The organism is Micromonospora sp. WMMD1102, assembly GCF_029626265.1.
GTDB lineage: Bacteria > Actinomycetota > Actinomycetes > Mycobacteriales > Micromonosporaceae > Plantactinospora.
The window spans coordinates 3,517,205-3,531,966 of sequence record NZ_JARUBN010000001.1 but is presented as its reverse complement, the minus strand read 5'-3'; the positions used below and the strand labels follow the sequence as shown (position 1 = coordinate 3,531,966).

Here is a 14,762-nt window from a genome sequence, read left to right as displayed (position 1 = left end):
GTTGGAGGCGGGATGACCGAGCAGCTCGGACCCGATTCGGGCCGGATGGAGTACCTGGACGGCAACGTGCTGGCCGGGCCGATGCGGGACGTGTTCGCGGTGGACCTGACCACGGCGACCGGTCGGTGCGCCTCCTGTGGCCGGACCGGTCCGATGGCTTCGCTGCGGGTCTACGCCAACGCACCCGGGGTGATCGCCCGCTGTCCCGGCTGCGAGCAGGTGATGCTCCGGCTGGTGCGTACCCCGAGCGCCGCCTGGCTGGACATGCGCGGGACGACCTTCCTACAGCTCCCGATGCCGGCCGAACCGGCGATGATGCCCGGCCCAACGGCGATGTAACCCCACCCCACCTCACCAGCCCTGCGATCTTGATGACTTCTTGTCGTCCCGACGACAAGAAGTCATCAAGATCGGTCCCGGCGCCCCTGCGCACGCGGTGGGGACCCGGGGTGGAGCGGGGGTTGCAGGGGGCAGAGGGTGTCGGAGGGCGGGCCTAGACTGCGGCGCCATGACGGTGCGGGACGGCGTCGACGCGACGACCACGAGCGGCGGTCGATGAACGATGTCCGGTGCGGAACGGGAAACGAGGTTCTCGGTGCCGCTGTCGCCGTACGCGGCGGGGCTGCTGCGCCTGATGACCGACCCGAGGCGGGCGGGGCCCGTGGAGCCGGGGGCGGTGGAGCCGGGGGCCGGGCCGCAGCCGGTGGAGCTGTCCCGGGTAGACGACCGCGAGTTCGGGGTACTGCTGGCGGTGGCGTGCGGCCTGCCGCGCCGGGAGACGGGTGTCCGGCATCCCGGCTGGGCGGTGCGCTGTGAGGTCGAGCAGGCGCTCCGGCACCGGCAGCCGAGGTTCACCCCCGAGTCGTGCGCGGCGCTGCTGGCAGCACACGCGGGTCGGACCGGAGCCGAGGGATACGCCGTCAACCCGTTGCTGGCCACCGGCACTCTGCTCCGCTGCGACGGCCCCTGGCCGCCCTCGGCGGTACGCTCGGCCGGGGTCATCGCCAGGGCTGCGGTCGGCGCCGGCCAGGACGACCAGCCGTACGCGGTCGCCGCGCTCGCCGGGCTGGCCGGCGGGCTGACCCGACCGATCCTGTCCAGACTCTTCGCCTGGTCGCTGAACTCGTTCGCCCGGGACGAGTTCGACCTGCTGGCCAAGCTCGGCGTGACCGCGCAACTCCTGGCCGCCGAGGTCACCTCGAACCGGTCCTACCTCTCCCCGCCGCCGCTGCCCGACGCCTGGCAGCGACTCGCCGCCATCCCGGAGTACCTCTCCTTCGCCCGCCGGGCGCTCGAGGCCGCGCAGGCCCGGATCGCCGCGATCCACTCGGGGAAGTTGCCGTACGCGGCGGACAAGGCGTTCGACGGGGCCGAGGTGGAGGTGCTCGGGCGGGCGACCCGGATCGCGCTGCTCCGCGACGAGCCGTGGCTACCCGAGCTGCTGCGTCCGTTACTGCACGGCGTGGCGGTCGCGCCGACCAGCGCCAACACCCTGCCCTCGCAGGCACTGCTGTTCGAACTGGCCCGGGCGGCCGGCGAGTTTCCCACCCCGGAGGCGCTGGCCGCGTTGCTCGGCGCCCGGAAGGTGGTCCGGCACAGGGGCATGCCGAGGCAGCTCGACCGGATGCTCGCCCGGGTCGGGCGCGGGCTCGCCGAGCGGCCCGACGCGGTGCTCCGGCTGCCCGATCTCGGCTTCGACGCCGACGGTGAGTGCGTCGTCCCGGTCGGCGACCACCGGGCGGTGCTGACGGTGTCGGCGGAGGTGCTGCTGCGCTGGCGCCGCGCCGACGGGACGCTGTCGGCGACCGTGCCGGCGGCGGTGCGGCGGGACCATCCGGACACGCTGGCCGAGGTGCGTGCCCGGGGCAAGCAGGCCAGGGATCAGCTCACGGCGCTGGCCCGGACCCTTGAGGCGGGTTTTCCGGCGGCGTCGGCGCAGCCGTACCAGCGGTGGCGGGAGGGGTTGCCGGGCAACGGGCTCGGTTGGTCGGTGGCCCGCCGGTTGATCTGGGAGTTCCCGGACGCGTCCGGGCGTCTCCGGGCCGGGCTGCCGGACGACGGCTGGCGGCCGGGGGAGTCGGGCGGGTCCGCCGAGCTGTTCCGGGACATCGGGGGCGCGGCGCTGCCACCGCCCGACCCGGCGGCGCCGATCCGGTTGTGGCATCCGGTGCGGGCCGCGGTGGCCGAGGTCCGGGCCTGGCGAGACCTGATCACCGACCGGAGGTTGCGGCAACCGCTGCGGCAGGCGTTCCGCGAGGTGTACCTCCTGACGCCCGCCGAGGAGCAGACCGGCGACCACTCGCTGCGGTTCGCCGCGCACGTCGTGCGGTACCGGCAGCTCTACGCGCTGTTCAAGGGGCGGGGCTGGACCGCTGCCCGGATGCTCGGCCCGTGGGACGGCGGGGACAGTGCGCAGGCGTGGCGGGTGCTGGCCGGCGGGGCGTGGCGGGTCGGGCTGCATCACGACTACCTGGGCGAGGAGCAGGGGGTGGAGTGTGCCGGTACCGGCCGGGTGTGGTTCGAGCGGATGGCCGAGGGTGCCTGGCGACCGGCACCGTTGACCGAGGTGCCGGTGGAGCTGTTCAGCGAGGCGATGCGCGACGTGGACCTCTTCGTGGGGGTCACCTCGATCGCCGCCGACCCGCACTGGATCGACGGCGGGCGGAGGTACGCCGACTACTGGCAGGCCGAGAGCAGCCGGGAACTCGGCACCACCGCCCGGGTACGCCGGGAGGCGCTGGCCCGCGTCCTGCCCCGGACGAAGATCGCCGACCGGTGCACGCTCACCGACCGCTATCTGGTGGTCCGGGGCGAACTGCGGACGTACAAGATTCATCTGGGCAGCGCGAACATCCTGATGGAGCCGGACGACTCCTACCTCTGCATCGTGCCGGCCCGGCGGAAGGCGTCCGGCGACCTCTTCCTGCCCTTCGAGGAGGACCGGCTCGGCCTGATCCTCAGCAAGGCGTTCCTGCTCGCCGACGACGCCCGGATCACCGACCCGTCGATCGTGGCGCAGCTGCGCCCACGGGGGTGATCCGGGCGTCGCACGTCAGGTGGCGGGTGCGCTAGATCCGTGAGGTGAAGGTGGAGAGGTACTCGTGCGGTGCGGGACTGCCGGTGTTGTCGAAGCAGATCGTGTCGACCTCGGCGGCCGGTGCGGCGTTGAACTTCCACGACTGCGTCAGGTGGCAGTAGTGCGAGCCGGAGCCGTAGGCGGTGACCTGGGCGTGCGTCTCCTTCTCGGTGAGGAACGGATACGTGACCAGATAACGTCCGGCCGGGAGGAGCGGGGCGGCCGAGTTGAAGCCGAACCCGCCGGCCGGATAGTTCCAGTTGGTCTGGCCGGCCCCGGCCGAGAAGAAGTACCCGGTGTACTTCGGCGGCCCGAACGAGCCGTAGACCGCCCGCTCACGGTGGTACGACAGGGTGAACTCGCTGTTCACCTGGGCGCCGGCCTGGTCGAAGCAGATGACGTACGCGATGATGTCGGCTCCGCCGGCCCCCCAGCGGAGGATTTTGCAGCGGCGCGGTCCGGCGTTCGGCTGCACCGCAGTGACCTGGAGGTTGCCGGCGAGCGTGCCCGCCACCCCGACCCCGCCGAGCCGGACCTGGTAGACCCCGACGCCGGCCGGTACGACACTGACCCCGCCACCGACCGAGTTGTACGCCTGCACGACCGCCGCCGGCCCCCACTGGAGCCAGGCGTGGCTGCCCTCGACCGGTGGCACCAGCCCGGAGCTGTACGTCCAGAGCACCGTGAACCGGGTGTCGTCGCGATCCCCACCGGGCTTGTGGCACTGCACGTCGACGATCTCGTCCGCCCCCGACTGTCCCCAGCGGACGATCTCGCAGTAGTGCCCGGTCCGGTTCACCGGTGTGACGTGCACGTTGCCGCGTGAGCCGGTGCCGACCTGCGGAAACCTGACCAGGTAGCGGCCGGGTGCCAGCCGCATACCTTCGGCGGACAGGCCGGGGAAGGCGGTCTTCCAGCTACCCCACTGCCGGGTCGGGTCGAGCACGGTCCAGGCGGCCGGCAGGCTCGGGTCGTCCAGGTACGCGAAGCCGAACCGGTCGGCGGCGGCAGACCGGGCCGGCGCGGGTGGTCCGAGGACGGTGGCCGCCAGCGCCGCGACCAGGGCGGTGGCGAGAATGCGGGGACGGAGTCGCATCTGACCTCCAATCGGGGTGGTTCGATGTGTGCCCCGGAGTCTGCGATCCCGTCGACCCCTCCGCTGTCGGTTCCCCGGCAGTAGCGGCGCGGCAGCGCCAAAGCCCATGTGCGGGCGTAGCCGGAATATGCAGCGGTTTCCGGAACCTGGCGGGCGTTCGTCGATCTCGCCAGGCGTGTCGGCCCGACCGGCACGTGATCCGCGCGGTGGAGAGGGTCCGGCACGTCACCCGTTGGTGACCGGACCCGGGTCCATCTGCTCGGACCCGGCGTCTCCGGCGCGGGCCGGGTGGCGGCGCCGGAACGTCTCCTCCAGCGCGGCGAGCCCGCCCACCAGCAGGAGCAGCACCCCGAGCGCGGCCAGGGACGGGAGCGCGGCGGTCAGCGGCAGCACGACGAGGCAGCCGGCGGCGACCGCGAGCCGTCGCCAGGCTATCTCCCGGTGGATCCGCCAGTGCGTGTAGGCGAAGGTGCCGAGGAAGAGTGCGCAGCCGCCGACGAGCCTGGTCATCTCCCCGCCGCTGAGCGTTTCCAACGGCCCCACCGCCACGTCGGCCAGGCCGTCCGCGATCGCGATGATGGCGAAGCTGAACAGCAGGTGACCGTTGATCAGGACCGACCGCCGCAGCCGGGCCTGGTTCCCGGCCCGCTCCAACGCCAGACGGAATTCGTGTACGCCGTAGCCGAAGTAGGTCCACCAGAGCGCGGCGGCCAGGGCGTACCCGGCGGCCAGCGCCAGTAGCCGGACGGGCGTCAGCGGGTGGTCGACGGAGACGGTACCGACCTGGATCACCGACTCGCCGAGCACGATGATGATGAACAGGCCGTACCGGTGCGCGTAGTGTCGGGCCTGGACCCGGATCGTCGCCACCGTGCCACGTACCAGCAGGGGACTCGACACGTCGACGAGGACGGCGACCGCCCAGAGCACTATCCGGGTCGTACCCTCCGTCAGGGCACCCATCAGCAGCAGCGGGGCGGTCACCACGATCATCCCGTGCGGAGTGAGGAGGAAGCCCCGCCAGAGGGGGACGCCGCGCAGCGTGACGATGCCCAGCAGGATCCGAGCGGTCAGGGCGACGGATACGAACAACAGCCCACGGTCGCCGTACGCATCGGGGACGGTGATCCCCAGTAGCAGACCGGCGAAGCCGAGCGTCAGGATGACGATCCGGCCGGACGGCATGCCGACGCTCTGTCGGTCCGTGTAGAAACCGGTGCCGCCCCAGATCCAGTAGACGACGACGAAGAGGATCAGGACCTTGCCGCTGCCCGCCCAGCCGTGGTCGTCGTGCAGGAGGTGGGCGAGCCGGGTGAGCGCGAAGACGAACGCCAGGTCGAAGAAGAGTTCTTCCCAGGTCACCGCCCTGTCGTTCGGCTGCTGCGGCCGCACCGTCACACCATATCGAGACCCTGGCCGGGTTGAATTCCGTTCGCCGCAGCTGGCTGGGCACCCGGCCAGGACCGCCGGGCGGTGAACAGCAGCGGGCCGCGCACCCCGTGCCCGGCGCCGAGGTCGGCGAGCAACCCGGCCAGCCAGCCGAGCGCGGTTGCCGCAGTGCCCGCGCATTCGGGATGCTGCCACAGTCTGCCCCCTCGACGAGGAGTGCTCTGGTGTCCGCCCGGAAGATGCACGAGGACGAGATCGACGTCTCGGCGGAGCTGGTCACCCGGCTGGTCGCCGGGCAGTTCCCCGAGTGGGCGGAGCTGCCGGTTCGCCCGGTGACCCGGTCCGGCACCGTCAACGCGCTGTTCCGGCTGGGCCCCGAGCTGGTGGTACGGCTGTGCCGGGTGCCGTGGGCGGCGGGCGAGGAGGTCGAGGAGCACCGCTGGCTACGGAGGCTGGCGCCGTACCTGCCGGTTGCCGTGCCAGCGCCGGTGGCGGTGGGGCAGCCCGCCGAGGGGTACCCGTGGACCTGGTCGGTGCTGCGCTGGCTACCCGGCACCAATCCGGTACCCGGGCAGCTCGACGCGGCCGACGACCTCGCCCTCGACCTGGCCGGGTTCGTCCGCGCGTTCCGGTCCGTGCGACTGCCCGGCGGTCCGGCGGCGTACCGGGGTGGGCCGCTGGCAGCCCTGGACCTGCCCACCCGGAACGCCGTCGCCCGGCTGCGAGGGACCATCGACACGGGCGCGGCCATCGCCGTCTGGGAGGACGGTCTGCGCGCCCCGGCGTGGGCTGGACCGCCGACCTGGGTGCACGCCGACCTGATGCCGGGCAACCTGCTCACCGTGGACGGGCGGCTCAGCGCGGTCATCGACTTCGCCACCGTGGGCGTCGGCGATCCGGCCTGCGACCTGATCGTCGCCTGGAACCTGCTGCCGTCCGGTGCCCGGGACGTGTTCCGGGCCGCGGTCGACGTCGACGATGCCACCTGGCGGCGGGCCCGGGGCAGGGCGCTCTCGATCGCGCTCATCGCGCTTCCCTACTACCGGGACCGGGCCCCGGAGTACGCGGCCGAGGCCCGGCACACGATCGGCGCGGTCCTCGCCGACGCGGCCTCCGGGCCCACCACCGGCCCTACTCCCGGCCCTGACCCCGCCGTCGACGTTCGCCGCGAGCCGCCGGCGGGTTAGGACGAGTATCCGAAGCCCTCCGCCAGATGCGCCCTTGTGGGATGGTTGCGTCAGGACCTCAGCGTTAGCTTATATAAGCGATAACGTGTACGATCCCAGTTCGTACACGCGTTCGACATCCTCGGCGACCCTCGACGCCGGTGCTCGCCGGTGCCACACCGTCGGGGCCGCGGCGCAGGGCGAGGGAGCGGTACGACAGCAGTCTTCCCGCACCTGGAAGGGTATCCGCGCCGTGAAGTACACCAACTCGATCGAGATCGACCTGCCGCGAGAGAAAGTGGCCCAGCTGCTCGCCGACCCGGCACACCTACCGAAGTGGCTGCGAGGCATGGTGCTGCACGAGCCCGTGAGCGGGATACACGGACAGCTCGGCACCAGATCCCGGGTCGTGTTGCAGTCGGGAAAGCGGCAGATCGAGTGCACCGAGACGATCACCCGCCGGGACCCGGCAGACCTGCACGGGATTCCCGGAGAGGTCGTCGTGCACTTCGACCGCGAGCTCGTCGGCGCGGGCATGTGGAGCGTCGTGCGCGATCGGCTGACCGAAGCCGGTCCAGCGACGACGCTGTGGGTGAGCGAGAGCGAATACCGGTTCAGCGGCCTGCTGATGCGGCTGGTGGCGCTCCTGATGCCCAGCGCCTTTCACAGGCAGTCGCAACAGCACATGCGGGATTTCAAAGCGTTCGCCGAACAGGGGAAGGACGTCCGCGACGGCAAAGACTGACCTGCCGCAGTGAGCAACGGGATCCTCGACGGCGACCGGCCGCCGCTCGGCGTGATCGGGATCCGGCACCCGCGTTCCCAAGTGACACTCCCACGGCTGACCTGCCCCGGTGGCGGGATCCTGTCGTACCCGCCGGGCAGGATCGGAGCCGACCAGACGAGGGAGTACACGATGATCGGCAAGCTGGAGATGGTGGTGCTCGACGCACCCGACATAGCGGGTCTCTCCGCGTTCTACCGGGAGCTGGCCGGGTGGGTGGAGTCGGACGTCGACGACGACTGGATCACGCTCGGCACGCCCGACGGTTGGCAGATCGGTCTGCAACTGGCGCCGGACCACCAGCCGCCGCGGTGGCCCGGCCAGGCCCGACCGCAGCAGGCCCATCTCGACCTGCGGGTGCCCGACCTCGAAGCCGGGCTCGACCGGGCGCTCTCGCTCGGCGGGACGCTGCTGAACAAGGACGAGACCTGGTATACGGTGGCCGACCCCGCCGGGCATCCGTTCGACCTCTGCCTGACGGCCGAGGACCCGAACACCACCCTGATGGGGGTGACGCTGGACTGCCCGGACGCCAAGGCGCTGAGCGCCTTCTACGCCGAACTGCTCGGCAAGCCGGTGACGTACGATGCCGACGGCATGGCGATGATCGGCAACGACGGCGAGCAGCCGGTGCTCTTCCAGCAGGTCGCCGACTACGCCGCACCGCGCTGGCCGGACCCGGCGTATCCGCAGCAGTTCCACCTGGACGTGCTGGTCGACGACTTCGACGTCGCGGAGCCGGCCGTGCTCGCCCTGGGTGCGAGCCGGCAGCCGGGCGGCGGCCGGACCTTCCGGGTCTACACCGATCCGGCCGACAAGCCGTTCTGCCTCACCCGCCCCGAGTAACCGGCCGGAGTGTGATCGGGTGGGGCCGGATCGACAGATCCGGCCCCACCCGTCACTCGTGAGCGAGGACTGTCAGCTCCCGGTCAGCAGTACCTCTCTTCGTAGTGGCCGTCTCCGTCGTCGTCCAGCCAGGTGTCCTGGAGATGGAAACAGGCCCGGGCCGGGTCAGCCGTCCGGGGTGAAGAGGCCCTGTAGGCCGACGACGATCGCGATGATGCCGAAGATGGCGAGCAGCAGACCCACTCCGGTGGCCGTCGTACCCTCGTCGGTCCGCGCCGCCGGCCGCCCGGTCAGCCGGTCCCAGAGCAGGGCGAGGCCGACGGCGATGCCCACCACCTCGAAATGGAACACGCGCGGCCCGGAGACCAGGTGGACGATCAGGTAGTAGCCGCCCGCCACCAGCGCGACGATCCCGACCAGCCAGCCGAACGGTGCCACCCGGGCGGCGAAGCGCCCGAGGTCGTCACCGACCCGGGGCAGCCGGCGCAGCAGCGCGACGGCAAGCAGGAAACCGCCGACGATGTTGGCGAGGTCGAGCAGCAAGGCCATGATCATGGATCGCCGTCCTCCACTCCCGGGCGAAACGCGAGCTGGGTGCGTGTCGATCGAGAGCATAGTGAAGGTCGCCGTGGTGCGCAGGGTTCGCGCCAGCGCACCAGGCAGCCCGAACGCTGCGACCGGCAGCCGGTCAGGCCCACCGGGGCAGTCCGGCCCGCGCGGCCGGGTCGGCGGGTTCGCCGAACCGCAGGTGGTTGCCGAACGGGTCGGCGACGGTGAGCACCCTGCCGTCCCACTGGGCCCGCTCGACCTGGGGCGTCCAGACCGCCGGCCCCCAGACCGGCACCTCGGTACGCCGCTGGTTCAACCGCTCGCGCAGTTCGACGACGCCGTCGATCCAGCAGAACACCGTGCAGCCCTGCCCTGCGTCGTACGCCGTCTCGGCGAGGTGCAGGGTGGTGCCGAGCCGGGACACCTGACCGTAGTACGGCGTGCCGGGGCCCGCGTTCGGTCCGCCGAAGTCGACGGTGAAGCCGAGGAAGTCCACATAGAACTGGAGCGCGGGGTCGACCGCGAAGATCCGCAGTACCGGAATGGTGCTGTTGCGGGCGCCCCACGGATATGCGGCCCGCGGCTCGCCGGCCGCACCGGGTGCGATCACAGCCGAGCGCCGCGCCGCGAGGATGTTCCAGTTGTCGACACCGTGCTGCCGGGCGACGATCTCCAGACACTCGCTGTGTGTCACCGCCAGGTCGAAGCGACCGCGCAACTCGCCCCGCAGCGCCCGCGCCATCGTCTTCGGCTCCGGCGTCCCGGCGACCGGACGGGGCGGCGACGGCGCGGCCCCGGCTGCCGAACCGGCAGCCGAATCGGACGGCCCGACAGCGGGCGTTGCCTGAGCTGCCTGAGCAGCGGGCGCAGCGGGCGCTGCCTGAGCTGCCTGAGCAGCGGGCGTTGCCTGAGCAGCAGGATCGGGGGTCGACGTGCTCATCGAAACTCCAGACCGGCGGCCGTCGTGCCAGCGCTCGCGTTACCGACCGGGCCGCCGAAGGGGAGTCTCCGACGCGACAGGTCACGGATCGAACGATGCGTTCACCAAACCCCGACGGGCGCAAGCGGCCGGCCGCATCGCAGCCGGACACAGCTTAGCCGCCCGCCCCACCGTCCGCCGCCCCGCCGCCGCCCGCTCAGCTGCCGGGGCGCGGGAACGCCACCGGGCTGCGGTGCCCGGCGGTGTCGACCGCGCGTACGCCGAAGAAGACGTTGTCCTTCGACAGGTCGACGGTGGCCGTACTGACGTCGCCGATCGGGATCACATGGGTCCACTCCGGTGCGGTGGTCTCCCGCCACACGATCTCGTAACCGGCGAGGTCCGGTTCGCTGCCCCGGGTCCAGCGCAGTTCCGTGTCGTTCGTCAGGTTGGAGGTGACGATTGTGACGCCCTTCGGCGTACCGGGCGCCTGGGCCAGGGACCAGAGTGCCGCCGCGTTCACCTTCGCCACCCGGGCGATGTACTCGAAGTCGCAGAACTCCGGCAGGTCGCCGTACTGCTTGCCGTCGACGACCCGGACATCTTGGTGCTGGTGCGCGAAGTCCTCGTTCGGCTCGGTGAACCTGCCGGCCGGATAGCCCTGCTCCAGAAAGGAGATTTGGTCGCTGCCGCGCAGGTAGCGGTCCCGCCGGTAGACCACCCGGATCCGCATCCCGGTGCTGTCGTTGTCGGCCACGTCGGAGACGTACCGGGCGAGTTGCCGGCTCGGCGAGTCGTTCTCGCCGCCGACGGAACGCCGGGTGTTCGCCTCGGCCGGCGTCTCGGCCGTGGGTACGCCCTCGGCGAAGAGCCGCAGCGTACGCCGGTCCCGGGTGCCGTCGTCCGCCGTCGAACTGCCGACGATGTCGTCGCTGAACATGCCCTGTACGTCGGCGCCGGCCGCCCGGTACTGCCGGGCCAGGTACCCCGAGCCGTAGAGTCCCTGCTCCTCCCCGGCGACCGCGGCGAAGACGATCGTCGCCTCGCTGCGCCGGGTCGCCATCACCCGGGCCAGTTCCATCGCCACCGCCACCCCGGCAGCGTCGTCGTCGGCGCCCGGTGCGTCACTCGTGGCGTCCATGACGTCGGTGCACCGCGAGTCGTAGTGGCCGGTCACCACGTAGATCCGGTCCGGTGAGGTCTCGCCGCGCAGCGTGGCGAGCACGTTCGTGATCCGGGTCGGCACCGGAATCCGCGAGGCCGGCTCCTGGACGTACGACTGGAGTTCCACGGTCATCCGCCCGCCGGACCGGTCGGCGTAGCCCCGCAGCTGCTCGTGGATCCAGTCCCGGGCGGCGCCGATCCCCCGGACCGGGTCGTCCTGGCTGGAGAGGGTGTGCCGGGTGCCGAACGCGGCGAGCCGGCGGACGGTCGCCTCGATCCGGCGCTCGTCGATCTCGCGGAGCAGTTCCCGCAGTTCGCGGTCGGGGGACTGGGGCCGGATCGGCCGACCGGGTCCCTTCGCGGCCGCACCGGAGGCGGCGGCGGGCGAGGTGCCGGCCAGTGGGGCGGCCACGGTGGCGGCGGCCGCCCCGACGGTGGCGGCGGACAGGAACGTACGGCGGCTGGGCCTCGTGGGCCCGTCGCCTCGGGAGTCCCGGGATGTCATGCCAGGCATCGTCATCAATGCGAGCCGTGGCTGTCAACGGCCGTGATCACCTTTCTCGTCCGATCTGCCCGGGCCGCCCCGGCCGGTACGCCTCCTGGTGGGTTTGCCCGGCGCAAGTCCGGGAAGGGGCCTGGTCATGACGAAACCGCGCGTTGTGATCGTCGGGGCCGGGTTCGCCGGCTACCACGCGGCGAAGAGCCTGTCCCGGATCGCCAACGGCCGGGCCGAGATCGTGCTGCTGAACCCGACCGACTTCTTCCTCTACCTGCCGCTGCTGCCCGAGGTGGCGGCCGGGATCCTGGAGCCGAGCCGGGTCTCGGTGTCGCTCGCCGGCACCCTGGACGGGGTCCGGGTGGTGATCGGCGAGGCGAACCACGTCGACCTGCCCGCCAAGCGGGTCGACTACACCGGCGCCGAGGGCGCACCCGGACAGCTCGACTACGACCGCCTGATCATCTCGGTGGGCAGCGTCAACAAGCTGCTGCCGATCCCGGGCGTCACCGAGCACGCACACGGGTTCCGGGGCCTGCCGGAGGCGCTGTACCTGCACGACCACGTGGTCTGCCAGGTCGAGCTGGCCGAGGCGACCGACGACCAGGCCGAGCGGGACGCCCGGACCACCTTCGTGGTGGTCGGCGCCGGCTACACCGGTACCGAGGTGGCCGCGCACGGCCAGCTCTTCACCGACGCGCTCGCCGCCCAGCACCCCCGGCTCGGCGTACGGCCGCGCTGGCTGCTGCTCGACCTCGCCGAGCGGGTACTGCCGGAACTCGACCAGCGGATGTCGGAGACGGCACGCCGGGTGCTCGACTCCCGGGGCGTGGACGTGCGGATGGGCACCACGGTCAAGGAGGCGACGGCCGACGGGGTGAAGCTCAGCGACGGCGAGTACGTGCCGACCCGCTCGCTGATCTGGTGCGTCGGCGTACGCCCCGACCCGCTGGTGGCCGACCTGGGACTGCCGACCGAGCACGGGCGGCTGGTGGTCGACGAGTTCCTCAACGTGCCCGGCTTCCCCGACGTGTACGCCTGCGGGGACGCGGCAGCCGTACCCGACCTGACCCGGCCCGGACAGGCGACGGCGATGACCGCCCAGCACGCCCAGCGGCAGGGGAAACTGGCCGCGCACAACGTCGCCGCGTCGTACGGGCAGGGCAGGCGGCGGCCGTACCGGCACCACGACCTCGGGTTCGTGGTGGACCTCGGCGGCACCGACGCGGCCGCGAACCCGGTGCGGGTGCCGCTGTCCGGGCTGCCCGCCAAGGCGGTGACCCGGGGCTACCACCTGCTGGCGATGCCGGGGAACCGGGCCCGGGTCAGCGCCGACTGGCTGATCGACGCGGCGTTCACCCGGCAGGCCATCCAGCTCGGCCTGGTGCCGGCGCACGCCGTACCGCTGGAGAGCGCCTCCCCGGAGCTGCCGGTCCACCGGTAGCTCCTGACCGGCGGCGGGGCCTGTCGGTGGTGGGCCGGCGGGCCGCCTGTCGGTGGTGAGCCGGCGGGGCCCGTCGGTGGTGAGCCGGCGGGCCGCCTGTCAGTGGTGAGCCGGCGGACAACGCGTGACCCCGGCGGCCGGCGTCACGGGCCGAAGCGTGGTCCGGTCCGCCGCTCCGGCGGCGCGGCCATCCCGGCGCTGACCTCGTCGATCGCGTCGTCGATCTGATGCGCGAGCGCCACGTCCAGCGCGGTCACCGCGTCCAGCGAACGGGTCCGGACGGTGAGCACCGCCGTTCCCGGCGACTCGCGCCCGACCGTCGGGCCCCGGCCGGTCTCCGGGCGCAGCCGGGCCAGCCGGCCCAGTACCCGGTCCAGGCTCTCCGGCGGCAGTTCGATGCTGCGGGTCAGCTTGCGGCCGTCCCCGGACCAGTACGGGAGGGTCGCCAGCGCGTCGGCGAGTTCGTCGTCGGTGAGCGCGGCGGTGCCGCCGGTCGCGTCGACAAGTCCGCCGCCGGCCGGTGGCGGCCCGAGCAGGTCGCGCAACTCCGGCGGCAGGTTCAGCGAGTCGACCAGCCCGCCGTCCCGGGCGGCGAGCGCGCTGAGCGTCGCCTGTGCCTGGTACCTGGCCTGTTCCGGGCTGCGGTGGGTCAGCCGGGCCACCTCGTCGAGGAAGCCGGCGAGGTCCCGGTGCCGGTTGCCGGTGGCCAGCGCGCCGTCGTCGTGCAACTGGTTCGGTACGGCGTCCAGCAGCCGCTGCCGGTCGGCGCTGTCCAGCGCCCGGGCCAGCGTGGCGACGGTGGCTCCGGCGGCGGCCCGGGCCTGTTCGAAGTCGACCCCGGCCCGCCGCCCGACGTCGGAGACGAGATCCCGGTAGCCGATCACCGGAACCTCGGCGACGGTCGTGCCGACCAGCTCGTCAGGGCTTGGAACGGGCCGCTCGGCGGGTGCCGGCGGTGGGGTGGTCGGGCCGCCGCGCTCGGCGTTCGGCTTGCGGTTCCCGGCCTGGGCCGGGCCGTCCCGGCGACCCCGGTCGAGGCTGGTGAGCTGCTTGTCCGCGCCGAAGGTGGCGCCGACCTCACTTGGCCGCCGGCCTCGCTGACGGGCCTGCCGGGCCAGGGTTCGGCGCCGCTGGTTGTCGCCCTCCATCTGCTTCCCGCTCATGCCGTCTCCTCGCTGCGCTCGTCGTCGTGAGCCCCGAGTCGTACCGGCCGACGAGTCGTACCGGCCGATGAGGCCAGGGCCCACCTCGGCTCGCTTCGCGTGTCGCCACCACCGGGCCGTACCGGCTCCGGCCGCCGCGTCGCGCCGGTTGCCCGTACGCCTGCGGCGCGATGAACCGCCTTCCCGAGCCGCCATCGACGAAACGCCCCGGCACCGCGCCCCGGAATGCCGGGACAGTTCATCCCGGCCGGGTGAGGGCTGCTCACCCCGCCGGGGCCGACGATCGGATCGGCCGGAGCGTCGGGTACGGGCCGGTCGTGGCCGCGACGTACCGCCGGAGGAGGGTCACATGAAGCGGATCGTCGAGATCGTCCCCGCCCGACCCGGCTGGTACGCCCGCTGGCGGCTCGCCCCGGACAACACCCGCTGCTACCCGGTGTCGCTCTGGGCGCTGCTGGAGGAGACCGACGAGGGTGGCCGGGAGGTCATCGGGGTGGACGCCGTCGGCCAGTGGCCCGGTTCGGAGCAGAACGAGACCGGTGGTGAGTTCGTCCGCTACCTGTTCCAGCCGCCGGAGAACGGTGCCCCGGAGGACGCCGCCCGCCCCGACGAACTGGGCGTCGCCCCGGCCCGCCAGCCGGCCCGCCTGAAAGCCGTCTGAAGACTGTCC

Annotated in this window: 13 protein-coding genes; 7 read left to right on the top strand and 6 right to left on the bottom strand. The window is 72.5% G+C overall.

What is annotated here, in order from left to right:
• Positions 1 to 12 precede the first annotated feature (12 nt).
• Positions 13 to 339: a DUF6510 family protein gene (locus O7626_RS15785; RefSeq protein ID WP_347404792.1), complete on the top strand. Its 327-nt coding sequence runs from the start codon at positions 13 to 15 to the stop codon at positions 337 to 339.
• 256 nt (positions 340 to 595) lie between these two features.
• Positions 596 to 3,037, top strand: a complete 2,442-nt coding sequence (locus tag O7626_RS15780; RefSeq protein WP_278061919.1) for a DUF4132 domain-containing protein — start codon at positions 596 to 598, stop codon at positions 3,035 to 3,037.
• A 31-nt stretch (positions 3,038 to 3,068) separates the two neighbouring features.
• On the opposite strand, the gene O7626_RS15775 is transcribed toward O7626_RS15780, so the two are convergent.
• Entirely contained in the window at positions 3,069 to 4,172 is a 1,104-nt protein-coding gene (locus O7626_RS15775; RefSeq protein ID WP_278061918.1) for a hypothetical protein, read from the bottom strand.
• Between the two features lie 225 nt (positions 4,173 to 4,397).
• Positions 4,398 to 5,564 carry a low temperature requirement protein A gene (locus tag O7626_RS15770; protein WP_278061917.1) on the bottom strand — a complete coding sequence of 389 codons (1,167 nt, stop codon included), beginning with the start codon at positions 5,562 to 5,564 and terminating at the stop codon, positions 4,398 to 4,400.
• 221 nt (positions 5,565 to 5,785) lie between these two features.
• Here O7626_RS15770 and O7626_RS15765 point away from each other — a divergent pair, with 221 nt between their 5' ends.
• The 3 genes from O7626_RS15765 to O7626_RS15755 all read left to right on the top strand — a co-directional run bounded on the left by O7626_RS15765 (position 5,786) and on the right by O7626_RS15755 (position 8,357).
• Entirely contained in the window at positions 5,786 to 6,748 is a 963-nt protein-coding gene (locus O7626_RS15765) for an aminoglycoside phosphotransferase family protein (RefSeq protein WP_278061916.1), read from the top strand.
• Positions 6,749 to 6,980: 232 nt separating this feature from the next.
• The gene (locus tag O7626_RS15760) at positions 6,981 to 7,472 is read left to right on the top strand and encodes an SRPBCC family protein (protein WP_347404860.1); all 492 of its coding nucleotides are present in this window, start codon (positions 6,981 to 6,983) and stop codon (positions 7,470 to 7,472) included.
• A 9-nt stretch (positions 7,473 to 7,481) separates the two neighbouring features.
• Positions 7,482 to 8,357 (top strand): VOC family protein, encoded by an 876-nt coding sequence (locus tag O7626_RS15755; RefSeq protein WP_347404791.1) that lies wholly within the window; start codon positions 7,482 to 7,484, stop codon positions 8,355 to 8,357.
• Between the two features lie 165 nt (positions 8,358 to 8,522).
• Here O7626_RS15755 and O7626_RS15750 read toward each other — a convergent pair whose 3' ends face one another.
• From O7626_RS15750 to O7626_RS15740, 3 genes are all read right to left on the bottom strand, one after another.
• Positions 8,523 to 8,912, bottom strand: coding sequence for a hypothetical protein (locus O7626_RS15750; protein ID WP_278061914.1), 390 nt, complete (start codon positions 8,910 to 8,912; stop codon positions 8,523 to 8,525).
• A 133-nt stretch (positions 8,913 to 9,045) separates the two neighbouring features.
• Positions 9,046 to 9,648, bottom strand: coding sequence for a glyoxalase superfamily protein (locus O7626_RS15745; protein ID WP_278061913.1), 603 nt, complete (start codon positions 9,646 to 9,648; stop codon positions 9,046 to 9,048).
• A gap of 394 nt (positions 9,649 to 10,042) precedes the next feature.
• Complete coding sequence (locus tag O7626_RS15740; protein ID WP_278061912.1) at positions 10,043 to 11,494, bottom strand: M20/M25/M40 family metallo-hydrolase; 1,452 nt, start codon at positions 11,492 to 11,494, stop codon at positions 10,043 to 10,045.
• A gap of 136 nt (positions 11,495 to 11,630) precedes the next feature.
• Here O7626_RS15740 and O7626_RS15735 point away from each other — a divergent pair, with 136 nt between their 5' ends.
• Positions 11,631 to 12,929: an NAD(P)/FAD-dependent oxidoreductase gene (locus tag O7626_RS15735; protein WP_278061911.1), complete on the top strand. Its 1,299-nt coding sequence runs from the start codon at positions 11,631 to 11,633 to the stop codon at positions 12,927 to 12,929.
• Positions 12,930 to 13,072: 143 nt separating this feature from the next.
• Here O7626_RS15735 and O7626_RS15730 read toward each other — a convergent pair whose 3' ends face one another.
• Positions 13,073 to 14,092, bottom strand: coding sequence for a DUF2267 domain-containing protein (locus tag O7626_RS15730; protein WP_278061910.1), 1,020 nt, complete (start codon positions 14,090 to 14,092; stop codon positions 13,073 to 13,075).
• 349 nt (positions 14,093 to 14,441) lie between these two features.
• Here O7626_RS15730 and O7626_RS15725 point away from each other — a divergent pair, with 349 nt between their 5' ends.
• Positions 14,442 to 14,753, top strand: coding sequence for a hypothetical protein (locus O7626_RS15725; RefSeq protein WP_278061909.1), 312 nt, complete (start codon positions 14,442 to 14,444; stop codon positions 14,751 to 14,753).
• The last annotated feature ends 9 nt before the right edge of the window (positions 14,754 to 14,762 follow it).